Source organism: Bacillus sp. LK2, assembly GCF_001043575.1.
Classification (GTDB): domain Bacteria; phylum Bacillota; class Bacilli; order Bacillales; family Bacillaceae_G; genus Bacillus_A; species Bacillus_A paramycoides.
In genome coordinates, this window is the sequence record NZ_LDUK01000106.1 from 1 (window position 1) to 4492 (window position 4492).

The window sequence follows — 4492 nt, forward strand, 5'->3', positions numbered from 1 at the left end:
CAAACAGTCCGTAAGGATGTTAAGTGGTGAGTAGTTCAATGAAAATCACTTCTTCAATAAACGAGTGCTTATATTAAACATACCAAATTGATTTACTTCCGCTAACGATAATTATGTAAATGAGCTGTCCATATGGGCAGCTTATTATATTTTTGGCTTAGCATGTTTTTTTCCATAATGCTGGCGGTACCGCATCCCCATCAATCTAAAAAAAATAAAATACCCACTAAAATGAAAAAACGCCATCCTTTCTATGAGTTATGGTATAAATTCCTCTTAGGTTGATAGTAATGTATGATGACACCAAAAAGCCAGGCTGCTTTTAATCAACCTGGCTTTTTAAATAAGGAGATCACACGATACCATTCTGGGGAAATTATACATTAAGGAACATGAAACCTTGTTATTACTGCATCCAAAAACATATTTATGTGTTCTATAAGTTAAAATTAGATGATTAACAGGACATTAAGTTGCAATTTCACTCTCTATTTTGTCTAAAGATTATGGCAGTACCAAGAAATGCGGAAGCCGGTACGAAAATATCCCCCCCTTCTGTTTCAACAACTGGGAACCCATTTCCTTCGATATATTTACGTGTAGCTAAGATATCACGCACTGTAACAGTATATCCGACAAACCCTGGCAAAGGCGGTACCACTTCACCTGGAAAAATATCGGTCAATCGGGACTCAGGAACAATTGTTATGTGAGCACCATTAAGATCAAAAATACGTGTCATACCCTTCGTTTGTGCATCACGACCTAGATAGCGCCGATAGCATTTGATGAAATCATCAAGCTTAGAGTCAGCAACGCAAAGAATTACTTCCACTAACTCAATCGCTCCATTCGGATGATTCATATGAGATTGTGCCTTCAAAACCTCCAACGGCGGATTTTCAGCGATGGCTAGTCGACCTTCCGGCACATCTTCGCCATCAATTTCTATATAGTTAAAAGAGACCACTTGCATTCCAGTTACGGTCTCTATAGGACGTTGAAAGCTATTAACACCGCTATGAACAATTGATCTGCATATGCCTTTGCATCAGGTGTACAAAAGCATAAGATATGTGTTCCTTCGAAACGTGATAGAGACCTAGAAATGGTAGCAACAGTGCGTTTGATATTTTCAAGAATTCGAGGAAGTAAAGTCGGGGGAGCCTGAATGGGCACAAGGATGGCATCGCGAGGAATTCGTTCTTCGTCTTCCACTACAGTAACGATTTCGATAAAATTATGGAGAAATGTGGCATGTGTATTTGCTGCACCAAATGGCTTAGGTACCGCGCCTTCTTTTTCGGCCATTGTCGGATAGGGCTGGAGGAGGACATACGAAGCCTATCTTTCGGTATAGCTTTAGTGCAATCTCTATATTTGTTACGACATGGCCTATATGATGAATATGCTTAATCTTATCGTTCACAGTACTCACTCCTTATTCTTACGTTTAGAATTTATTTTTTCGTTGATATTCACAGAAGATTAAAAGCGCTAGTTCTTGCAAATTAAGGTTCTTGGAGAGTGTACGCTCCAAGAACTCATCAATACCAGCACGTGTCGTACTTATTGTTCGATTCGATTGCGATTTAATGTACGGTTTGGTTTAATACTATGTTTCATGTCTTCTAAAAGATTTGGCAGTTATAAATACTACAGCCTATTTAAGATAATAAGATACGATGCATTGTTTTTTAGAGTATTATCGTTGCTATTTTAAATCACAGAAATACTCTTTATAATCTTTTGTAGTAATAAAGCTCATTTTTATCGATTTGGGGACAACCCGTTTTGTTGGTTCTATCTCTATAAAAAAGATAATGTTATTGGTTATAAAAAGGGGAGACTAAAAGCTATGTTTGGTTGGAAGGAAGATAAAAAAATGAATGAAAAGATTATTTCAATCATTACCACATATCAAAAACTTGGCGACTTTATGGGTAGTGCAAATGAAGATACGATTCAACAAGCAGCACAGATTCTAAATATTTCATTCCCAAGTAGTTATCATTGGTTTTTAAAACAGTATGGAAGTGGCGGTCTTGACGGGATCGAGATACACGGATGTGAAAGTACGGCAGTAGATTCATCCGTAGTCTATCATACAAAATTGTACAGAGAAACGTATGACTTACCATTACATTATATTGTTTTAAATGATATTGATGGCACCGTAACATGCCTAGATATAAGTCAAATGAAGAATGGTGAGTGCCCTGTTATTTTTTGGAGCCGTTTTTCAAAGGAACTGTATGCAGTTACTTACGGTAATTTCAGAGATTATCTTTTAGATTCTTTGCAAGAAACTGTAGATAATCTCTATAATGAGGATTAATTGTTATAGCATACTGTTCCATTAAAAAAATGTATTAGACTGAACTTTATTGATACCATCATATTCTTTTTCCTTTCTTCATCTTAACTCATAAAAGAAAGATTTAGATTCACCCTTATATGTCATGAATGGTGATGAGCTGTATTAAAATATTGCATTAGACAAAATATAGGATATGTGATTTTTATACAGAAAATATAGACAATCCAGAGAAATCATTCTTAATAAAAAAGGCATGTATACATTTTTGTATAAAGCTTTCAAAAGAGAAAAGGCTTAATCCATGTGAAAAATGGTGATAGCCCCTTTGTTTACTACGTATAATAGAACGTTATGCTAACTTGAAATGAATATGATATACAAAAAGAAAACTCATCATTACTCTTATCTTCATAACGCTATAATTATCCAAAAATAGTTTTTTGTTGGTAAAAATATAGGTTTGACAAGAAAGGAATGAATATTCGCTATGAGTAAAAATAGAGTATGGTTTGTAACTGGAGCCTCAAAAGGTTTGGGACTTGTATTGGTAAAACAATTATTAAAGAATGGCAACCAAGTTGCTGCAACTTCAAGAACATTAAATGATTTAATAAAGGTAGTTAATGATGATACAAAACGATTTCTACCATTGTCGGTTGACTTGACTAATGAGGCCAGCGTACAACAAGCAATTGAGAAAACCATTGAAACTTTTGGTAAGATTGATGTCGTTGTAAATAATGCTGGTTACGGTTTAGGTGGGAGTCTCGAGGAACTAACAGACGAAGAAATCCGTCAAAACTTTGATGTGAATGTATTTGGTACATTGAATGTAATTAGGAAAACAATGCCTTATTTAAGGAAACAAAAATCAGGGCATATTTTTAATATAGCTTCACTTGCAGGATACGTGGGTAGTATGGGTTTTGGTAGCTACAGTGCTACAAAGTTTGCAGTGGTTGGTTTATCTGAGTCTCTGGCAGAGGAAGCAAAGCTATTTGGCATTAAAGTTACAATGGTAGCACCTGGCTATTTTAGAACCAATTTCTTAAGTAGTGGTTCCGTTATGTATAGTAAAGAACAAATTGAGGATTATCAAGCAGTCCATGAGGTAAAGGATTTTCTTGATAATGTTATGGATGGGAAACAAGAAGGTAATCCCGAAAAAGCTGCTTTAGCTATGATACGCACAGCGGCAGAAACAGATCCTCCCGTTCATTTATTACTAGGTTCGGATGCTTATCATGTGGCTTCGGAAAAAGTAGTTACCTTACAAAAAGAGTTTGATAAATGGAAGGGCATAACCTGTTCAACAGACTTTGATAAATCATGATAAAAATATTATTAAACTAATAAAAATCGTATGTTCAGTAAACATTTCTGTTTATTTACTTGATATAGGTACATTAAAGTAAAAGAACCTATTTTGATGATTAAAATAGGTTCTTTCATTTTGAATTTTTATCATTTTAGCCAAGAAGACTCCTTCCTCAAGGAACGTGAAGGGTCACAGCCCAGTGAGTAGGTGGGAGATGAATTGGCTTCGGACAAGGGATGGCATGAAGCCATCTTAATTGTTCGACATATGTAAAGTGTTACTGGGTAATTTGTCATTATCACTTCACTACCTATCGAATGTATGTTTGTTGTATAATAGACATATGTCGAATTGGAGGTGAAACGAATGATTATCAATAAAGCATATAAATTTCGTATATATCCAAATAAAGCACAAGCAACGCTAATCAATAAAACGATTGGTTGTTCTCGTTTTGTATTCAATCATTTCCTATCTCTATGGGATAACGCATACAAGGAAACAGGAAAAGGTTTGACATATGGTACATGCTCTGCCAAACTTCCCGCCATGAAGAAAGAGTTTGTTTGGTTAAAAGAAGTAGATAGCATTGCTATTCAGTCGTCTGTTCGCAATCTTGCGGATGCTTATACACGTTTTTTCAAAAAACAAAACAGTGCCCCGCGTTTCAAATCTAAGAAGAACAATGTACAATCTTACACCACAAAACAAACAAATGAAAACATTGCCGTTGTAGGAAATAAAATTAAATTGCCAAAACTAGGTCTTGTTCGATTTGCCAAAAGTCGTGAAGTAAGAGGGCGTATTTTAAATGCTACGGTTAGACGGAACCCTTCTGGCAGATACTTTGTGTC

Annotated in this window: 5 protein-coding genes; 4 read left to right on the forward strand and 1 reads right to left on the reverse strand. The window is 35.5% G+C overall.

The window, feature by feature from the left end:
• Positions 1-481: 481 nt before the first annotated feature.
• Complete coding sequence (locus VK90_RS31010) at positions 482-892, reverse strand: hypothetical protein (RefSeq protein WP_231595971.1); 411 nt, start codon at positions 890-892, stop codon at positions 482-484.
• A 279-nt stretch (positions 893-1171) separates the two neighbouring features.
• Between VK90_RS31010 and VK90_RS31285 the strand changes: the two genes are divergently transcribed.
• From VK90_RS31285 to VK90_RS27315, 4 genes are all read left to right on the forward strand, one after another.
• Complete coding sequence (locus VK90_RS31285) at positions 1172-1321, forward strand: hypothetical protein (RefSeq protein ID WP_331457132.1); 150 nt, start codon at positions 1172-1174, stop codon at positions 1319-1321.
• A gap of 564 nt (positions 1322-1885) precedes the next feature.
• Positions 1886-2338, forward strand: coding sequence for an SMI1/KNR4 family protein (locus tag VK90_RS27305; protein WP_048376745.1), 453 nt, complete (start codon positions 1886-1888; stop codon positions 2336-2338).
• 469 nt (positions 2339-2807) lie between these two features.
• Positions 2808-3653 carry an oxidoreductase gene (locus VK90_RS27310; RefSeq protein ID WP_048376743.1) on the forward strand — a complete coding sequence of 282 codons (846 nt, stop codon included), beginning with the start codon at positions 2808-2810 and terminating at the stop codon, positions 3651-3653.
• Positions 3654-4004: 351 nt separating this feature from the next.
• The coding region (locus VK90_RS27315; RefSeq protein ID WP_048376744.1) for an RNA-guided endonuclease TnpB family protein at positions 4005-4492 on the forward strand (488 nt) is incomplete at its 3' end.